Below are 17,648 nucleotides of genomic sequence, written 5' to 3'. Positions count from 1 at the left end.
CGAAAAATCCACCCGAATCAGCCGAAAAAATTGGCTTCGAATTCAAACTATCTCAACGCCCAATCGCGCGCTGCTGCCCCGCAGCAATTCCCCGGCGAAAAGCCGCTGTTCGGGCGGCGCGCTGCCATCCTCGATCCGCTCGATCAACATCGAAACCGCCGCGTCCGTCATCCGCCGCACAGGCTGCCGCACAGAGGTCAGGTCATAACTGCCCCATTGCGCAGGCCCGGCCCCGTCAAAGCCGACGATCGAAATGTCCTTGGGAATATCGAGACGCAGATCAAGGCGCGCGGCATCCATCGCACCGATCGCCATCAAGTCATTGACCGCAATTACCGCATCCAGCTTGCCCGACTGCTGCATCAATTCATGCATCGCGGCATGGCCGCTGCGATAGGAAAAGTCGCCCTTGATTTCCGCCACATCGTCAATGCCGGATTGCGAGAGGGTGGAAAGCGCTGCCATGCGCCGCTCCTCGCCAACGTAATTGTCGCGAGGTCCGGCAATCAGGCCAAACCGGCGGTGGCCCGCCGCCAGCAATTGCTCGACCAGATCCCGCTCGCCAGAGATCGAATCGCAACGCACCGAAGGCGCCGCCGTGGCCACGCGATTATATAGGACCAGCGGCACGCGGTGCTCGGCAAACAGCGCCACCTGGGCCGCCGACAGGCGCGCGGCCGAAATCACACCATCCACCGAATGGCGCCAGATCTGATCCAGCACATCATCCACATCGCTTTCCGCCGAGAGGGCAAAGAGCAGGACGCGTATATCGCGTTCATTCAAACGCGTGCTCAATTCGGCCAGAACCTCGGGATAATAAAGGTTGGTCTGGGCAGAAATGATCAGGGCAACAATATTGGTCCGCTTGGAAATGAGCGCCTGCGCCAAGGCATTGGGCTTGTAGCCGATTTCGGCCGCCACTTTCAAAATCAGCTCCCGCTTGGCCGGAGCGATCGAGGCATTGGCGGCAAAACAGCGAGAAACGGCCGACTGCGAGACACCCGCGATCCGGGCAACGTCATAGGAGGTGGGGCGGCGGCCCTTTTCCATCACGTTGGAGGTCAATTTCTTCGTGGTCTTGGGCTTGGGCATGGGCAAACCGATCATTCTGGCCAATAGCGCTGGCAATCAAAGGCTCGGCTCACTTAACCAGCTTCGCCCTTTTGGGCAAATCCCATGCAAAAATTGATGCAGATTCACAGGTGACATTTGCATTCGAATGCAATACCTAGATCACTCTGCACCCAAAGTGACAAGGGAGAATTCCATGACTGCCGCGCCTCAGGGCTTCGCCGAAACCACCACCTACATCAAGGCCCCCGCCCGCGATCAATTCGTCGATAGCCATGATGTCGCAGGATTAGTGGCCAATGTGCTGGCCGATGTGCGCCGCGAAGGCGACGCCGCCGTGCGCCGCTATTCCGCCCAGTTTGACAAGGCCGACCTTGAGCAGTTCGAGGTGAGCCATGCGGATCGCCTTGCCGCGCTGGATGAATTGGACCCGCAAACCCGCGCCGATACCGAATTTGCCATCGACAATGTGCGCCGCTTTGCCGAAGCCCAGCTTTCGACCATCCTGCCGCTTGAGGTCGAACCCATCCCCGGCCTGCATCTGGGCCATCGCGTGATCCCGATTGATCGCGTGGGCGCCTATGTGCCCGGCGGTCGCTTCCCCCTCCTCTCCGCGCCGATCATGACCATCGTGCCCGGCAAGGTCGCCGGTTGCAGCGAAGTCGTCGCCTGCCTGCCGCCCAACGCCCATCGCGCCATGATCGCGGGTTGCCACCTTTCGGGCGCTGACCGCATTTTCCGCATCGGCGGCGCGCAGGCTATTGCCGCCATGGCCTATGGCACCCAAACCGTGCCCCAGGTTCACAAGATCATGGGCCCCGGCAACGCCTTTGTGAACGAAGCCAAGCGTCAGGTCTTCGGCCCCGTGGGCATTGACCAGTTGGCCGGTCCTTCCGAAATCTTCATTCTGGCCGACAGCAGCGGCGATCCCGAACTGATCGCCTGCGACCTGCTGGGCCAGGCCGAGCATGACGTGCGCACCCGCGTCGGCCTGATCACCACCGATCGCGCTCTGGCCGAGGCCACGGTCAAGGAAGTCGAGCGCCAGCTCGAAACTCTGGCCACCGCGCAAGTCGCGGCGGAAAGCTGGCGGAACTATGGCGAGGTGGTGCTGTGTCAGGACGAGGCGGCGATGATCGCCTATTCCGAACACGTGGCGGCCGAACACCTTCAAGTCCACACCGCCGATCCGCATGGCATGGCGGCCAAGCTGAACAATTACGGCTCGCTGTTTATCGGCGTGAATGCCAGCGTGGTCTATTCCGACAAGAATGTCGGCACCAACCACACGCTGCCCACCATGGGCGCGGGGCGCTATACCGGTGGGCTCTGGGTCGGGTCCTATGTTAAGATTGCCACCCACCAATGGCTGGAAGACAAGGCGATTGCCGTCGTCGCCCCGCCCGCCATCCGCCAGAGCGGCAGCGAGGGCCTCGAAGGCCATCAGAAAGCGGCGGCCATCCGTTTCAATCGGCTCAACACCTAAGGTGCCGGGGCTCCGGCGCGCGCCGCCGGAGCCAAACCTTGCGGCCGATGTGCAAACAAAAAGGGGGCGGACCATGGCATGTGGTCCGCCCCCTTTTTTTAACGTTCGCGCCGCAGGATCAACCCTCGACAAACACCGGCCGCGCGGGATCTTCGCCGCCGCGCACCACGACCGCCTCGCAGGGCACCGAAGCAGTGTTGCGGAACGCGCGCGGCATGCCGATCGGCGTGGTGAACGTATCGCCTGCGCCCATGATCAAGCTGCCCTCGGGCCAGCTCACCTCCAGCGTGCCGGACTGGATGAAGATGACCTCCTCTTCCGCGCGCGTATGCATCGGCACATAGGCCCCGCTCTGCAGTGTCAACTGGCGCAGATTGAACCCATGCGGCCACCAGCCGGAGATAGGCCCGGCGGGGAAACCGTCGCTGGTGGCGGTGGGCACGATGACGCCGGCTTCAGCCACGCCCTCGCCCGACAGCGCGGACGCCGGATTGGGCACAGCGCTGCCCTTGGCCACCACGCATTGCAGCAGCTTTTCCAGCGGCGGCGTCTTGAGCTGCGCAGCCGCGTCCAGCGCAATGCCCTCTTCCAGCTCGATATCCTCCAGCCGATACTCGCCGGTGCTGGTGTCAATCAACCGCCCGCCCTTGGCCAGCTTGAGACCAAAATCGGCCGCCGCCTCCAGAACCGCAGGCGCCCATGTCACCTTGCCCGGCTCATCCTGCCCCAGAACGACCCACAAAAAGCCTGTGCCTTCATCGGTCTTTTCAAACCCGCGGAACATGCGCGTCGGAACAGAAGCAACATCGCCAGGCCCGACTTCAAGCGATCCGTCCTCGCAATTGGGGCCGAAAAGCAGTCGCCAATGACCCGAATGGACAACAAACACTTCGGCCGTGTCATGGCTGTGCTGGGAATTGACGCAGCCGCCCGGCTGCCGCGCGCCGCCGATGTTGAACCCGTGCGGCTGGGAAATATGGACGAACTGATCCGCGCTTTCCGAAACGCCGGGGCCGATGATCGTGAAATTCTCTTTCTCGGTCGATCCGGGCGTGCGGGTGTCGATGAAGGCGGTGCGGCATGGCACGAGATCGGCGTATCGCACCAAACGGGCAGCCATAGCCTCGCTTGTCCATTGGGTCACAGGTTGCTCCATACTGTGGTGATAGCGAAAATTCGGGTGGTTTTGCGACTGAAACTTGCATCACCACTTGCATTCGAATGCAATTGTGCTAGGCCATCTCGCAGGCCAGCGCAAGCCCATTGCGCCAACTCAAGATGAAAAAACTGCATCTGCACATGGATGCCGTTTCGAAATGGGGAGGATAATGCAGCGTGACCACAGCGGCGCGTCTTAATTTCGGCACAAAAAGCGAAACGATGCCGCTCGTCATGCTGCCGGGCACCCTATGCGACCGGCGGGTGTTCGCCCCGATGCTTGCCTGTCTTGCCCAGGCTCAACCTGCGCTGGCCCAAAACACGTCGATCATACACGCCGATATGACGAGTCACGCAAACGCCCATGCTTTGGCAAGGCATCTGCTCGATTCGGCTCCGCCTCGCTTTATCGCGGTCGGCTTTTCGCTGGGCGCGATCGTGGCGCTGGAAATGGCCCTGATCGCGCCTGATCGCGTTGCCGGGATGGTGCTGTTGGCGGGCAATGCGCGCGACGTTCCGGTTTCGGATCATGCATCGCGCCGCGCGATGGCCGCCATTGCCCCTGATCACCTGATCCGCGATACGCTTTGGCTGCGCTACACCGCGCCTGCCCGCCGCCATGATGATGCGCTGCGAACGCTTGTCATGGATATGGCCATGGAGGCGCCGCTCCAGACGCTGGCCCGCCAGACCGAATTGGCCCTGACCCGCAGCGACAAACGGCCCCATCTTGGCACGATGACGATGCCTGCGCTGGTGCTGGGCGGCGCGTGGGATGCCGTCGCTCCGCCTGCCTTGCAGGAGGAACTGGCCAAAGGACTGCCCCGCGCGACATGGCGGATGGCGCCCGAGGCCGGTCATTTCCTCCCGCTCGAGTGTCCCGATTTCTGCGCATCCGCGCTGGCGGAATGGCTGGCCTCGACCTTTGCTTTATCCTAACTCATACAAATGCCCGATGGAGGTAATGTGACTGACGCCCAATCCCCCAAAAAGTCGGCCAATCCGGCCCCCGCCGCCATGCCCGCCGAGGCAGGCCCCGCCAAGGCAGACAAAGTGCTGCAGGTCGAGCGCCGCGATTTCACCCAACTGGTGCCCGAAGGCCGCCCCCGCGTGCAGAGCATGCGCGGCTTTGACGAATGCTACACCGACATCGTCGACTATATCATTCGTTGCACCCATCGCATCTGGGACGAGCGGGATGTCGGGCTGATCTACACCCATTACACCCATAATTGCGTGGCCTATACCACGCTGGGCACAATGTATGACCGTGAAACGCATATTCGCGACACGATCCAGCGGCTGGTCGAATTCCCCGACCGGCGGGGTCAGGCGATTCAGGTGATCTGGCGCGGGGATGACGTCAACGGATTCTACACCAGCCACATGACCCATGGCCTTGGCCGCCATACCCAGTTCGGCGCATGGGGCAAACCGACCGGTCGCACCTTCTGCACACGCACCGTCGCTGACTGCATGATCCTGGAAAACAAGATCTATAAGGAATGGATCGTACGCGACAATATGGGGCCGCTGATCCAGATCGGGCTGGACCCGCATGTCTTTGCGCAAGGCATCGCGCAAAAGAAATACGAACTGGGCGAGCCGGTGCTGGACGTTACCGAAAACCGCCGCCTGCTGGGCCAATATCCGCCCGAAAGCGAGGCCGACCTTTCCATCGCCCATAATGACGGCGAGCGCGAAGTGCTGGGCTGGCTGCACCACATCTATAACAAGCGCATGTTCGGCAAGATCCACGAGATCTATGCCCCCAATTGCCAGTGGCACGGCCCGCTGATGCGCGAACTCTATGGCGTGGCCGCCGTGCTGCAGCAGACGATGCGCCTTGTCGCGCTGCTGCCCGATTGCAGCTTTGTGCCCCAGCACATCTGCTCGGTGGAAAGCGAGGAAGGCGGCACCAAATATGCCGTGCGCTGGCTGATGGACGGGCATCATCTGGGCTATGGCTCACTGGGCGCGCCCACGGGCCACCATCTGGCCGTGATGGGCGTCACGCATTTCCACATTCGCGATGGCAGGATCATCGATGAATGGGTCGTCTATGATGAATTGTCGATGCTGGTGCAATTGAAGCTGGCCGCGTTGCACGCGGCGGCCTGATCGCATCCGACGGGAGCGTGCTTGCGCGCTCCCGCCTCCCCCGACCCTATCGGAGTATCCGCGGATGACTGCCGCCGCCCCCCTGCCTTTGTCGGCCGCTGCGCCGGAAACGCCCGCCCTGCCGGGCCATGGCCACCGTGTTGCCATCTTCGTTCTGCTGCTGGCCTGCGAATTCTTTTACGGCTGGGCGTGGAATACGGTCGATGTGCTGCGGCCCTTTATCCGGCAATCCCTGGGCCTTTCGCTCATTCAGGCGGGCTCGGCCTACTCGGCGCAAGGGGCGGGTGCCTTGGTAGGGGCGGTGATCATCGGGCAATTGGCCGACCGTTTCGGGCGGCGCAAAATGCTGACCATGCTGGTGATCGGTTTTGGCGCGATGCTGCTGATGGGCACAGTGGTGGGCAGCTATCTCCAGCTTCTGGCCCAACGCTTCTTGCTGGGCCTGTTTGCCGGTGCCAGTTTTCCCGTCAGCGTGGGCATCTATATCAACCTGTTCGACCCGGCCCAGCGGGGCAGGCTGGCCGGTATGATGAACGCCTGTTTCAGCTTTTCCATCGTCGCGCTGGGGCTGGCGATGGGGGCGGTGGCGCCGGCCGACTGGAAACTGCTGCTGTGGTTTGGCGGCATACCGGCGCTGGTGCTGGGCTGTGTCGCCTATGGGATGATCCCGGCCGGATCGCTGGTTGATATTGCCGCCAAACCGGCCAAGCGCCTGCCGGTGGCCGAATTGTTCGAACCGGCTGTGCGGCGCCAGACGCTGATGCTGGCCACGATGACCGGCCTCAACTTCTTTGGCTATGCCGCCTTCAGCGGCTGGTTGACCACCTATCTCACCGGAGAGCGCCATCTTTCTCCCGCGGTGGCGGGCGAATTGCTGGCGTGGCAATTTGCGGGCAATATTGCGGGCGGCTTTTTCTGGGGCTGGGCGGCGGACCGGTTTGGACGGCGGTTCAATGCCTTGGGCTTCCTGATCGCCTCGGCGGCCATCATTGCCTATCTGACCGTCCCGTCCCATCTGCCGCTGCTGCGCGGGCTGGGCCTGATTTATGGCGCGGCGCTGTGTTCCAGCGTGATCTGGGGCGCATGGATGGCCGAGCTTTATCCCCCCCATCTGCAATCGACCGCCGCCTCCATCTTCAACTGGGGCCGCATCATCAGTTTCTTTGCCCCCATCATCACCGCCGCCATCGCCCAGCGGGCCAGCATGATGGCCGCCATGAGCCTGGCCGCCGTGTCCTTCACGCTGGCCGCGATCATCTGGCGCCAACAGCGCGAGACCTTGAAGCCGGACCACGCGGCCCAGCAATAGACCACGCCCTTGCCCTTCGGCGGCGAGGGCCGCGCCAACCGAAGGGCGCCGCCCCACCGGACGCAGCAGGGCGGCGATTTTGGGATCGGGTTCGAGCGGAATCTGAAAATACCGCGCCCAACTGGCAATCACAAAGAAACAGGCATCCGCCGCCGTGAATGCCGGCCCGGTCAGATAAGGCCAGACCAGATCCCGTTCGGCTTGAGCCAGACGGGCCAGCCAATGGAGCCACCCTCACTGATCGCGCAGAGCCGCCACATCCGAAGCCGTCAAAGCCGAAGGTGCAGCCCCGAATCGGGCGGTGACATAATTGGCGACAGCGGCAATTTCCGCATCGGTATAAGCCATGCGAAAGCCCGGCATATAGGTCCCGGCGCGATGCACATCCCCGCCGCCGTTCAGCACCATCAGCGCCACATTGGCCCCCGTGCGGTCATTGACGGCGCGGATGCCGGTCAACTGCTGGCCCGGCACGATGGCGCCTTTTCCGCTCCACGCATGGCAACTGGCGCATGCCTGCGCGAACAGGCGTTTGCCCTCGGTATTGCCCGAAGGGCCGGACGCCGCGACCGGCGCGGCGGGCCCCGCCATCGCGGGCAGGCCCTTGCTGGACAGAGGCGGCACGCTGCGCAGATAGGCCACCATCGCCGCCAGATCGGAAGCCGTCAGCCGACCCGTGCTCAAGGAAACCACTTCGGCCATCGGGCCGGAGGCAGCGCCCCGCTGCGGCGCATAGCCCTGCCTCAGATAGCTGGTCAGGTCTTGGGCCGACCATTGCCCGATGCCGCTCACCGTGTCGGGGGTGATGTTATAGGCGTTCCAGCCTTCGGCCGCGCCGCCTGCAAACTTGCGCCGCGTGTTCATCGCCTGCATCAGCGTGCGCGGCGTATGGCATTCGCCGCAATGGCCCGCCGCCTCCACCAGATAGGCGCCGCGATTCCATTGCGCGTCGCGCTCGGCCACCGGGCGGAAAACGCCCTCGCGGTTGAACATCGCGCTCCATATCGCCATCAACCAGCGCTGGTTGATGGGAAAGGCCAGTGTGTTGGGCCGATTGGCCTGATGCACCGGCGCCAGAGTGGCAAGATAGCGGCGGATGGCCAGCACATCGGCATCGGTCAGCATCGCATAGGAAGCATAGGGAAAGGCCGGATAGAGCCGCGTGCCGTCCCGCCCGATGCCTTGATGCACGGCGCGCAGGAATTCGGCATCGCTCCATTGTCCGATCCCGGTTTCGCGGTCCGGCGTGATGTTGGGGGTATAGATCGTACCGAAAGGCAGCTTGAAGGCGCGCCCTCCGGCAAAGGGCTTGCCGCCCTTGACGGTGTGGCAGGCCTGACAATCGGCCGCCTCGGTCAGGTATTTGCCCTTTGTCAGCGGATCGGCCGATGCCAGTTCGGGCGGGACCCCGGTGGGCGATGGGCCGCGATAGGCGGAGAGGTCAACCCGGCGCCCTCCGGCAAAATCGAGCGGCCCGGGCAAGGCCACCTGCCACCATGCCAAGCCACCGGCGACAAGAACCGCCGCCGCTGCGCCGATACCCCATGTTTTGCGCGCGATCCTCACCGCCTCGCGCCCTGGGCCAGCAATGCGGGATCAACCGGCATCCGGGTAAACTGAACCCCGGTCGCGGCATAGATCGCGTTGTTGAGCGCGCCCTGAACGGTGACCGTGCCGGGTTCGCCGATCCCGCCGGGCGCCTCGGAGCTGGGAATGATGTGGACCTCGATGCGGGGCGTTTCATCGATGCGGACAACGCGGTAATCGTGGAAATTGCTTTCCTGCGCCCGCCCGTTCGCAATCGTGATCTGGCCATAGAGCGCGGCGGTCAGGCCAAAGACCAGTCCGCCCTGAATCTGGGCCGTGATGCCATCGGGGTTGACCGGCATGCCGCAATCGACCGCTGTGGTCAGCCGCTTGACGCTGACCGCGCCATCGTCGGCCACCACCACTTCGGCCACGGTGCAGGCATAGGTGCCGAACGCATATTGCAGGCTGATGCCGCGCCCCGCACCCGCGGGCAGCGGCGATCCCCAACCCGCCTTTTGCGCGGCCAGATCCAGCACGGCGCGGGCTCGGGTGTGTTTGCCGATCATGGCGCGGCGAAAATTCAGCGGGTCCTGGCCCGCTTCGCGCGCCACCCGGTCAACAAAGCTCTCGGTGGCAAACACGTTCATGTTTGGCCCCACCCCGCGCCAGAAGGCGGTATAGACCCCGCGCGGTTCGTGCCGGACCCAATCGACCAGAACGGCGGGCATGTCATAGGGCGTTTCGGCCGCGCCATCGACGGCGTCGCTGTCGATCTTGCCGTCAAAGGCGGGCGGCAGCCAGCGCGCCACCACGCTGGGCCCGACGACGCGGTGCGACCATGCCTCGACCTTGCCGTTGGCAACCTTGGCCTTCATCCATCCGCCATAGACCGAGCGATAGGGCGCGCGGCCAATATCCTCCTCGCGGCTCCAGACAACCTTGACCGGGCCATCGACATGTTTGGCGATGCGCACCGCCTTGCGCACGCCGTCCACCTCAAGGCGCCGTCCAAAACCGCCGCCGATCAGATGGTTATGCACCGTGACCTGACCCGGCTTCAGCCCGGCTTCCTCGGCGGCGGCGCGCTGCGCCATGGTCATCACCTGCGTGCCGACCCATATCTCGCATTTGCCGGGCGCAAGATGGACCGTGCAATTCATCGGCTCCATCGGCGCATGGGCCAACAGGGGCAGCGTGTAATGCGCCTCGATGACGCCCTTGTCCGTCAATTTGGCCGCCGCGCCGGTATCGACGGCCACATGGCCCGCGCCTTGCGCCGCTTTGGCCAGATCGGCCCACAGGTCGGCGCTGCCCACTTTCGCATTGGGCCCGTCGTCCCAGGTAATCTCCATGGCGGCCAGCGCGCGCATGGCGGCCCAACTGCTCTCGGCGACAACGGCCACCATATCGTCCAGCACGATCACCTGCTTGACGCCCGCCAGAGCCTTGGCCGCGCGGTCATCGACCTTGGCAACCTTGCCCCCGACAACCGGCGCGCAGGCCAGCGAGGCAAAACGCACGCCCTCGGGCATCGCATCAATGCCATAGCGCAGCGAGCCATCGACCTTGCCTGCCGTATCCAGACGATGCTGCGAACGGCCGATCAGGCGGAATTGATCGGGCGTCTTGAGCACCGGCTCGGCCGGGACCGGTTCATGCGCGGCCTGCGCGGCCAGTGCGCCATAGGTTGCCCGGCGGCCGGTCTGATCGTGAATCACCTCGCCCGCCTCGGTGCGGCAACTGGCGGGCGGGACACGCCATTGGCGCGCGGCGGCGGCGACCAGCATGGCCCGCGCGCTGGCGCCCGCCTTGCGCATCACCGGCCAATAGCCGCGCACAGAGGTTGAACCACCCGTCGATTGCACCTTGAAAATCGGATTGCCGTAAAGCGCATCGTCGGCAGGCGCTTCCTCCAGCTTGACCGCGCCGAGCGCCACGTCCAGCTCCTCGGCAATCAGCATGGCCAGCGCGGTGTAAATGCCCTGCCCCATCTCGGTCTGGGGCATGATGAGGGTCACCTGTCCATCGCGGGCGATGCGGATAAAGGCATCGGGGGCAAAACCCGCCGCCCCGCCGCCCGAAGCGCCAGCCGCGACGACCGATCCTCCCCGGAGGCTGAGGCCGAGGACCAGAGCACCCGCGCCAAGCGAGGTGGCGCGCAGCATCTGGCGCCGCGAAACGACGGAATCAGCCATGACGCGCGGCCTCCTTGATGCCTTCGCGGATGCGGACATAGGTGCCGCAGCGACAGATATTGCCCGCCATGGCGGCGTCGATGGCCGCGTCATCGGGCATGGGATTGCTGGCCAGCAGCGCGGCGGCCGACATGATCTGGCCCGACTGGCAATAGCCGCACTGGATCACGTCAAGGTCGAGCCAGGCCTTTTGGATGCGCGCGCCGGCGGGCGTCGATCCGATCGCCTCGATCGTGGTGATGGCCTTGTCGCCGACCTCACCGACCGGCAACTGGCACGAGCGCACAGGCTCGCCATCAAGATGGACGGTGCAGGCCCCGCATTGGGCAATGCCGCAACCAAACTTGGTTCCCGTCAAACCCAGATCATCGCGCAGCACCCACAGCAAGGGAGTTTCGGCATCAACTTTGACCCCAAGCGGCTGGCCGTTCACATGTATCGTCGTCATGCCTTGTCCTCCATCTCGCGACAGAGAATAACGCGCAATCAGGGCCGCGGGACACACCTACCTGTGTATAGGTTCGATAACCTTCCGCATCAGAGCGCAGGCTCAATCAAGGTCGGCAAGGGTGGGCAAGGCAAAGCTGAAAACGGGGCCGCCGGGCCAACCCCATGCTTCGGTATGGGCCAGCACAGGTTGTAAAGTATGCAACCTCTAGGGCAGCTATCAATTACCGTTATTGTGGCAGATGGATTTTTGATGCCTGGATGGATTTTACGATCGCCCCCACCAGCACGCGATCCCGATAATGTGATCGATTTATACAATCCCATTGGCCAAGCGCGCTTCAAGGATAGCGGCCCATGCAACATCACCTTCTGATCGATGGCGCCCTCGTTCAGGCGGCCAACAGCATCGACATGATCGATCGGCCGCGCAGGCAGAGCAGGCCATTCGGGCCGCCAAACGCGCCCAGAGCGCATGGGGGCCTGCCGATTGGGGGCCTGCCGATGACCCCCTGTTCAACCGCAGTTCTGATTTTGTAACCCCAGCAAGAGGAAATGCCCATGTCACGTATTGCCATCCCCACCCGCGATGAAGCCCCCGCCGCCTCGCAGCCCACGCTTGATGCGGTGAACAAGCAATTGGGCTTTACCCCCAATTTCTTTGCCGTGCTGGCCAATAGCCCGGCGGTTCTGGCCGCCCATGGTGCCTTCGACGCCCCGCTGGGCAAGACGCTCAACATCAAGACGCGCGAAGGCATTGCCCTGGCCACCGCCGCCGTCAATGGCTGTGAATATTGCACCGCCGCCCACACCTATACGGGCCACAATTTCGCGCATCTCTCGATCGAGGATATCGCGGCGGCCAAGCGCGGCGAGGCAAGCGATGCCAAGCTGGCAGCGGCGCTGCACTTTGCGCGGCTGGTCGCCGAAACGCGGGGCAAGGTGAGCAATGAGGACATCAGCCAATTGCGCGCGGCAGGCTATGATGATGCGCAAATCCTTGAGATCGTCGCCAATGTCGCCAAGAATTTCCTCACCAACCTGATCAACAATGTCGCCCAGACCGACGTTGATTTTCCCGCCGTCACGGCCGACGCGGCGGCCTGAGGCACCGCAAACCGCCCCTGCCCTGCCCGGAGATACCACGTCTCCGGACAGGGCAAGCCTGCCATGGCCCTCCCGCCACTCCGCAATCGTGCGAGGATCTGCCGGGCCTGTTGGCCGGGGCGGCGGAAATCGAACACGATCTGATGTGCTGCTATCTTTATGCCGCCTTCAGCATCAATCAGGGCACCGATGAGGGCCTGTCCGATGATGCGCTGGGCAGGGTGCGCGGATGGCGGCGCACGATCATCAGCGTCGCGGTCGAGGAACGGGCCGCACGGTCGATCGCGTCACCTCGGCCCGGCTGTGCCGCTGTAGTCATTCGCATCGCTCCCTGAGCTTGTGAACTATACCGGCGTATGACTTGTCGCCCTCTCAAACTTGGGAAAGGTTCGCCCCGCAGCGATGGCCGCCGATCATCGTTGTGGAGCGCCTGACCCCATGCTTTCGCAATGTGCCCCCTATCCCTACTCGCCCGAAGAGCGGCCGATCTTTCCCGGCTCTCCCTATTCGCCGCGCCACACCCGCCGGCGCCGCAAGATCTATGCCCTGTCGGCCCTCGTGATGGCGATGGCCAGCGGGCTGGGCAACGGGATGATCACCGCCAACATGCCGGTTCTGGCGGGCGAGATGGGGCTCTATGTGGCCGAGGCCAACATTCTGCTGGCGGTTTATGTCGCCTTCAACGCCACGGCGAACCTGTTGCTGGTCAAGGCGCGCCAGCAATTCGGCATCCCGGCCACGATGCATGTGGTGCTGGGCGCGCTGATGGCCGCGCAGGCCATCCAATTGGCCGCCCCCGGTTTTGCCACGGCGGTTCTGGCGCGCGCGATCAGCGGGCTGGCGGCGGGCGGGCTGACCACCTTGTCGCTCTACAGTATTTTTCAGGTCTTTCCGCTCAACATGCGGCCAGTTGCCGCCGTCGTCGGCTTCAGCCTGCCCCAGCTTGCCTCGCCGCTCGCGCGCCTGTTTCCGCTCGATGCCATCGGGCCTGATGGTTGGCACGGGCTGCATCTGGTCGAACTGGCCATGGCGCTTGGCGCATGGGCGATGCTCAATCTGGTGCCCTTGCCCCCTGTCGAGCGGGAAAAGGTGTTTGAGCCGCTCGATGCCCTGTCCACCGCCTTGTTCATTTCGGGCATGCTGCTGGTGGGCAGCGCGCTTGCGACCGGGCGCTATGGCTGGTGGACCGAGACGCCATGGCTGGGCTGGAGCTTTGCGGGGGGTATTCCTCTGCTGGGCCTTGCCCTTCTTATCGAGGACCGGCGCGCCAGACCGCTGCTGCGCGTGCGATGGTATGGCAGCGCCGAGATCCTGTTTTTCACAATCGTGGCGATCCTGATCCGCCTCGCCCTTGGCGAGCAGACCTATGCCGCGATCGGCCTGCTCTCGCTGGGCGGCCAGACGAGCGACCAGCTTCACGGCCTGTTCGGCGTGGTCTTTCTGGCCATGGCGGGCGGGATTGCCACGGTGGCGCTGACCCTGCGCGTGGAGCGGATTGTGCCGATGATCATGGTGGCCGCGCTGGTGATCGCGCTGGGCGCCCTGCTCGACAGCCAGGCCACCAGCCTGACCCGCGCGCCGCAACTCTATCTCAGCCAGGCCCTGATCGGCTTTGGCACCACGCTGTTTCTGGGGCCTGCGCTGTTGCTGGGCATCGGCCATATCATGCGGCAGGGCGCGCAATATCTGGTCAGCTTTGTCGTGCTGTTCAGCACCACGCAGAATTTGGGCGGGCTGGCCGGATCGGCGCTGCTGGGCTCGATCCAGACGATGCGCGAACGCATCCACGCCGAATATCTGGCCGAGGCGCTGTTTCGCGGCGATCCGCAGGTGGTCGCGCGCGCTCAGGCCTATGCCCAGACCATCGCCGCCCAGATCCCCGACCCTGCCGCCCGCAGCGCGCAGGCCAATGTCCTGTTCGGACAGGCGTTGCATGCACAGGCCAATGTGCTGGCCTATAACGACACGTTTCTTGTGATTGCCTGTCTGGCGCTGGCCACGGGCGCCTATGTCGCGATTGTGGCGATACGGTCGCGCATGGCCGCCGCGGCCCCCAAGGGAAACCAACCATGAGCGATGCGCCGCCGCCTGCCCCTCTTCCGGCCGCCCCGGCCCAAACCACCGCTGCCCCCGTCTGGCACCCGCCGGCGCAACATCCCCTGATCACGGCCCTGCTGATCGTCGCGCTGCTGGGGGCGGCGGCCATCATCCTGCGGGTCTGGGGCATCGGGCCTTTCGCGCCGCTCGTCGAATCCACCGATAACGCGTTGGTGCGCGGGCGCACGGCGGTCATCGCCTCACAGGTCAGCGGCTATGTCAGTCAGGTGCTGGTTCAGGATTATGCCAGCGTACGCGGCGGGCAGGTTCTCGCCATGATCGACGATGACATCTATCGCGCCCGCGTGGCGCAGGCGCGCGCCAATCTGGACGCGCAAATGGCGCAATTGGCCAACAATGATCAGGCCCGCAAGGCGCGCCTTTCGGGCATCATCGGCCAGCAGGCCGCCACCGCCGATGCCGAGGCGCAATTGCTGCGCGCCAAGGCGGATATGGCGCGCGCCAATGATCTGGCCCGCGATGGCGCGATTGCCATCAGGGAGCGCGACCAGACCACCGCCGCGCTGGCTCAGGCCGAGGCCAACCTGCGCAAAGCCTTGGCCAACAGCGACATTGCCCATCAGGATCTGGCCACCGTCCATGTCGGGCGCGGCGCTCTGGTTGCGCAGGTCAAAGTGGCGCAGGCGCAATTGCGGCTGGCCGAAATCGATCTGCTGCATACCGTGATCCGCGCGCCCGAAACCGGCCAATTGGGCGAAATCCACATGCGGCGCGGCCAATATGTGACGAATGGCACCGCGTTGATGGAACTGGTGCCGCCTGATCGCTGGATCATTGCGCAATACAAGGAGAGCCAGACCTACCGCATGGCCGTTGGCCAACATGTGCGGTTTTCGGTGGATGCGTTGGGCGGTCAGGCGCTGGCGGGCCGCATCGCCCGGATCGCACCGGCCACGGGTTGGGAATTTGCCACGTTGAAACCGGACAACGCGACCGGCAATTTCGTGAAAGTGCCCCAGCGCATCGGCGTGCTGATCGCGATTGACGGCGGTCAGGCGCTGGCGGCGCGGCTGCGCCCCGGCATGTCCGTGGAGGCCGATGTCGATACGGGGCGACACTGATGCGGCGCTGGGCGATCTTGCCGCTGGTGGCGCTGGCGGGGGGCTGTGCGGGGTCAAGGCCGCCGATCCCGGCCGATGCCGCTGTCGCGCCCCCCGCCCATTGGCGAGGGATAAGCGACGCGCAGAGCGCGCCCGGCGTCATGCGCCCCCAATGGTGGCGGGACTTTGCCGATCCCGCGCTCGACCATCTGGTCGAACAGGCGCTGGCGGGCAACACCGACCTGAAGATCGCAGCAGCGCGGGTGCGCGAGGCGCGGGCGCAATTCGCGCTGGCCGCATCCTATTTGCAACCGTCGCTGGGCATTGCCGGGAATGGCGGGCGATCACGCTCGCTCAACGCCTTTGGCCAGGGCCTTGACCAGAGCGCGATCACGGGGGAGGCGCGGATTTCCTATGAAATCGACCTGTTCGGCCGCCTTTCCGCCACCGCCGACGCCGCGCGCGCCACCGTGCTGGCCAATGCTTTTTCTCAGGACGCCCTGCGCACCAGCCTGATTGCCACGGTTGTCTCAGGCTATGTCACCCTGCGCGCCCTTGATGCGCAACTGGCCATTATCCAGGCAACGCTGGTCGAGCGCGAGGCCGAACTGGCGCTTGTCCGGCGGCGCTATGATGCCGGCTATTCCGCGCGCGTCGATCTCGATCAGGCCCAAGCCGAGCGCGCAGCCGCCGCGCAATTGGTGCCCACAACACAGGCCGCCATTGCCCGGCAGGAAAATTCCATCAACGCGCTGATCGGCCATATGCCGGGGTCGGTCGAGCGGGGCAGCGCTCTGGCAGGGCTGAACGCGATGGCCGTGCCCTCGGCACTGCCCTCAAACGTGCTGCGGCAAAGGCCCGACATTGCCGAGGCCGAAGCGAGACTGGCCGCCGCAGACCACAGTCTTGATGCCGCGCGCGCCGCCTTCATGCCGCGCATAAACCTGTCGGCCAGCGGCGGGGCCGTGGGATCGAGCGTGCTGGCCAATCCGGTCTCGCTGTTTGCACTGGGCGGGTCGCTGCTGGCCCCGATCTATTCGGGCGGAGCGTTGCGGGCCGGGGTCGATGGCGCGGCGGCGCGGCGCGATCAACTGGCCTATGCCTATCGACAAACGGTGCTGCGCGCCTTTCAGGAGGTGGAAGACGCGATGGCCGGGGTCGATGGCGCCCAGCGCGCATGGGTCGAGGCAAGAGCGCAGGAAGAGGCCAGCCGCGAGCTGCTCAGGCTGGCCCAGCGCCGCTATCGCGCGGGCTATGCCTCCTACCTTGAGCAACTGGACACCGAGCGCGCGCTGCTGGCCATCCAATTGCAGCTTGTCGATCTTCAGACCCGCCGTCTGGTGCAGATCACCACGCTTTATCGCGGCCTTGGCGGCGGATGGCAGGCGCCGGATGCGGCGGCCTCTCCACCGTGATCCGAGGGTTGCCGACGCAGACCGGTCCTGTCCTGCGCATCATCGCGTGTTTGCCTCCCCCGGCCATCGCACGATAGGATCGCCTGCCCGATAGGTTGGTATGGGGTGTTACAATGATGCCATCAATAAACCCGGTAAAAACGGATCAGCACCGCCGAGCGCGCAGGCTTGAGGCTGTCGAGCGTGCCCAAAAAGACGTGATGGTTGAGCCAGTCGCTGGGGCCTTTGGGCGCGGTGATTTCGGGCGTTGAAAAGGCATAGCGCCCACCCGCCTTGTCCTCGACCAGCACTTTGTTGAGCACGGTGATCACATCGCCATTATCGGCCCGCAATTCATAGAGCGCGCTCAATTGCCGCACGCCGTCGGTGCGGATCAACTGGCGGTCGGCGCCGCCCGGCAGGACGACTCCTTTTAGCCCGGCGGCCAGCGAGCCCTTTGCCTCGAACGTGCCGCCAAGGATCGGCACGATGCGGCGCGTCCCCAATGGCCCGCTGCCCAGATCCTGGACCGGGGCGATGTCGGCGATGATTTCCAGCGCCAGTTCGAGGCGCGGCCCCGTCGCCTCTGTCGCCGCCCTGGCCCCACCGGCCAGCGCCGCAGCACCGATCAGGCCGGAGCCAAGTATGTCGCGTCGTGCTATCATGACC

The 17,648-nt window shown here is 64.5% G+C and carries 15 protein-coding genes; 9 read left to right on the top strand and 6 right to left on the bottom strand.

Annotation, left to right across the window (positions count from 1 at the left end; translation table 11 throughout):
• Positions 1–42 precede the first annotated feature (42 nt).
• On the bottom strand, positions 43–1,095 hold the full coding sequence (locus PQ467_RS05245) for a LacI family DNA-binding transcriptional regulator (RefSeq protein ID WP_274175493.1): 1,053 nt from the start codon (positions 1,093–1,095) through the stop codon (positions 43–45).
• Positions 1,096–1,270: 175 nt separating this feature from the next.
• Between PQ467_RS05245 and hisD the strand changes: the two genes are divergently transcribed.
• Positions 1,271–2,560 (top strand): histidinol dehydrogenase, encoded by a 1,290-nt coding sequence (gene hisD / locus PQ467_RS05240; RefSeq protein ID WP_274175492.1) that lies wholly within the window; start codon positions 1,271–1,273, stop codon positions 2,558–2,560.
• Between the two features lie 118 nt (positions 2,561–2,678).
• Here the strand turns inward: hisD and PQ467_RS05235 are convergent, their stop codons facing one another.
• Positions 2,679–3,704, bottom strand: coding sequence for a cupin domain-containing protein (locus tag PQ467_RS05235; RefSeq protein ID WP_274175491.1), 1,026 nt, complete (start codon positions 3,702–3,704; stop codon positions 2,679–2,681).
• Positions 3,705–3,940: 236 nt separating this feature from the next.
• On the opposite strand from PQ467_RS05235, the gene PQ467_RS05230 reads away from it, so the two are divergent.
• From PQ467_RS05230 to PQ467_RS05220, 3 genes are all read left to right on the top strand, one after another.
• Positions 3,941–4,657, top strand: a complete 717-nt coding sequence (locus tag PQ467_RS05230) for an alpha/beta fold hydrolase (RefSeq protein ID WP_337995115.1) — start codon at positions 3,941–3,943, stop codon at positions 4,655–4,657.
• Positions 4,658–4,684: 27 nt separating this feature from the next.
• Positions 4,685–5,839 carry a nuclear transport factor 2 family protein gene (locus tag PQ467_RS05225; RefSeq protein ID WP_274175490.1) on the top strand — a complete coding sequence of 385 codons (1,155 nt, stop codon included), beginning with the start codon at positions 4,685–4,687 and terminating at the stop codon, positions 5,837–5,839.
• Between the two features lie 64 nt (positions 5,840–5,903).
• Positions 5,904–7,148, top strand: coding sequence for an MFS transporter (locus PQ467_RS05220; protein ID WP_274175489.1), 1,245 nt, complete (start codon positions 5,904–5,906; stop codon positions 7,146–7,148).
• 234 nt (positions 7,149–7,382) lie between these two features.
• Here PQ467_RS05220 and PQ467_RS05215 read toward each other — a convergent pair whose 3' ends face one another.
• Genes PQ467_RS05215 through PQ467_RS05205 form a run of 3 tightly spaced genes read right to left on the bottom strand, consistent with a single transcriptional unit; the run spans position 7,383 to position 11,321 of the window.
• The gene (locus PQ467_RS05215) at positions 7,383–8,714 is read right to left on the bottom strand and encodes a c-type cytochrome (protein WP_274175488.1); all 1,332 of its coding nucleotides are present in this window, start codon (positions 8,712–8,714) and stop codon (positions 7,383–7,385) included.
• Positions 8,711–10,873 carry a xanthine dehydrogenase family protein molybdopterin-binding subunit gene (locus tag PQ467_RS05210; RefSeq protein ID WP_274175487.1) on the bottom strand — a complete coding sequence of 721 codons (2,163 nt, stop codon included), beginning with the start codon at positions 10,871–10,873 and terminating at the stop codon, positions 8,711–8,713. The genes PQ467_RS05215 and PQ467_RS05210 overlap by 4 nt, the downstream gene beginning before the upstream one ends.
• Positions 10,866–11,321, bottom strand: a complete 456-nt coding sequence (locus PQ467_RS05205; protein ID WP_274175486.1) for a (2Fe-2S)-binding protein — start codon at positions 11,319–11,321, stop codon at positions 10,866–10,868. Before PQ467_RS05205 ends, PQ467_RS05210 begins: the two co-directional genes overlap by 8 nt.
• Before the next feature lie 560 nt (positions 11,322–11,881).
• Between PQ467_RS05205 and PQ467_RS05200 the strand changes: the two genes are divergently transcribed.
• From PQ467_RS05200 to PQ467_RS05180, 5 genes are all read left to right on the top strand, one after another.
• A complete protein-coding gene (locus PQ467_RS05200) occupies positions 11,882–12,427 on the top strand; it encodes a carboxymuconolactone decarboxylase family protein (protein ID WP_274175485.1) in 546 nt (181 codons plus the stop codon).
• A 110-nt stretch (positions 12,428–12,537) separates the two neighbouring features.
• The gene (locus PQ467_RS05195) at positions 12,538–12,762 is read left to right on the top strand and encodes a ferritin-like domain-containing protein (protein WP_274175484.1); all 225 of its coding nucleotides are present in this window, start codon (positions 12,538–12,540) and stop codon (positions 12,760–12,762) included.
• Positions 12,763–12,865: 103 nt separating this feature from the next.
• A complete protein-coding gene (locus PQ467_RS05190; protein WP_274175483.1) occupies positions 12,866–14,500 on the top strand; it encodes an MFS transporter in 1,635 nt (544 codons plus the stop codon).
• Entirely contained in the window at positions 14,497–15,606 is a 1,110-nt protein-coding gene (locus PQ467_RS05185) for an HlyD family secretion protein (RefSeq protein WP_274175482.1), read from the top strand. The genes PQ467_RS05190 and PQ467_RS05185 overlap by 4 nt, the downstream gene beginning before the upstream one ends.
• Positions 15,606–17,000: an efflux transporter outer membrane subunit gene (locus PQ467_RS05180; RefSeq protein WP_274175481.1), complete on the top strand. Its 1,395-nt coding sequence runs from the start codon at positions 15,606–15,608 to the stop codon at positions 16,998–17,000. Before PQ467_RS05185 ends, PQ467_RS05180 begins: the two co-directional genes overlap by 1 nt.
• Before the next feature lie 122 nt (positions 17,001–17,122).
• On the opposite strand, the gene PQ467_RS05175 is transcribed toward PQ467_RS05180, so the two are convergent.
• Positions 17,123–17,644: a DUF3237 domain-containing protein gene (locus PQ467_RS05175; RefSeq protein WP_274175480.1), complete on the bottom strand. Its 522-nt coding sequence runs from the start codon at positions 17,642–17,644 to the stop codon at positions 17,123–17,125.
• Between the last annotated feature and the right edge of the window lie 4 nt (positions 17,645–17,648).

Origin of the sequence: Novosphingobium sp. KACC 22771 (genome assembly GCF_028736195.1) — a bacterium.
In the GTDB taxonomy this organism is placed as follows: Bacteria; Pseudomonadota; Alphaproteobacteria; order Sphingomonadales; family Sphingomonadaceae; genus Novosphingobium.
Note: the sequence above shows the minus strand (reverse complement) of the source record. Positions and strands in the feature narration are given on the sequence as shown.